This is a genomic window from Leisingera sp. F5, assembly GCF_001593695.1.
Genome location: NZ_LUKH01001362.1, coordinates 1 through 1,077, shown reverse-complemented (window position 1 = coordinate 1,077; position 1,077 = coordinate 1). Strand labels below are relative to the sequence as shown.

General features: G+C 62.6%; 1 pseudogene. It reads right to left on the bottom strand.

Going from position 1 to position 1,077, the window contains the following annotated elements:
• A pseudogene (locus A2I95_RS41440) lies at positions 1–1,077 on the bottom strand (dimethylglycine dehydrogenase); the annotation flags it as partial.

The following is a 1,077-nucleotide window of genomic DNA, read 5'->3' as shown; positions in this document are numbered from 1 at the left end:
TCCAGCTTGATGAAGCGGCCCAGTCCGCCTTCGAGCATGGTGAAGTCGGTGGACAGGTCGCCCTTCCACGTGCGGTAGCCCTTTTCGATCCGCAGCGAATTCAGCGCGTACATGCCAAACGGCTTGGCACCGCCTTCGATCAGCGCCGCATAGATGTCGGCCTGATGCGCGTTGGCGCAATGCACCTCCCAGCCCAGTTCACCGGCATAAGATACGCGTGCCAGGAAGGCGGGCTTGCCTGCGACAGTGGCTTCCTGGTGGGTCAGCCAGCCAAGCGACAGATCGGCGTCCGAGATGCCCGCGAACAGCTCACGCGATTTCGGACCGGTGACAATCATGGTCGCGAATTCGGTGGTGCGGTCGGTCAGGGTCAGGCCTGCGGGAAGTGCTTTGCGCAGGATCTCGAAGTCGTGCCACTGGGCCGAACCTGCGGTGATCATGGTGAAGTGGTCTTCGCCGTGACGCACACAAGACATCTCGGTCAGGATGCGGCCGCGGTCGTCCGAGAAGTAGACCAGGTTCATCCGGCCTACCTTGGGCAACCCGCCAGTGACCAGACCGCGCAGGAATTCCGCGGCGCCTTCACCATCCAGATTGAAGCGCGAGAAGCCCGGCAGATCCAGAACACCGGCGCCGTCACGCACGGCTTCGCATTCCTCCTTGATGCGCTGTTGCCACGGGCCGGAACGGCCCCAGGTGTGGGTCGCTTCCTCGGAAGTATCGTCACCGTCCTTGGCAAACCAGTTGGCACGCTCCCAACCGTTGTAGGCCCCCATCACGCCGCCCAACTCTTTGATCTTGGCGTGTACCTGGCTGACCTTCTTGTCGCGCGCGGCCGGCCATTCGTGCTGCGGGAAGTGCATGGCGTATTCGTTGCCGTAGACTTCCATGCCTTTCTGGTTGCAATAATCCTGGTCGGTGTAGTCTGTGTAGCGGCGCGGATCGACCGCCCACATGTCCCATTCGGTCTGGCCGTCGACGATCCATTCCGCCAGCACCTTGCCGGCACCGCCGCCCTGGGCAATGCCAAAGGTAAAGACGCAGGCCTCAAACGCGTTGTCGACACCCGGCATCGGG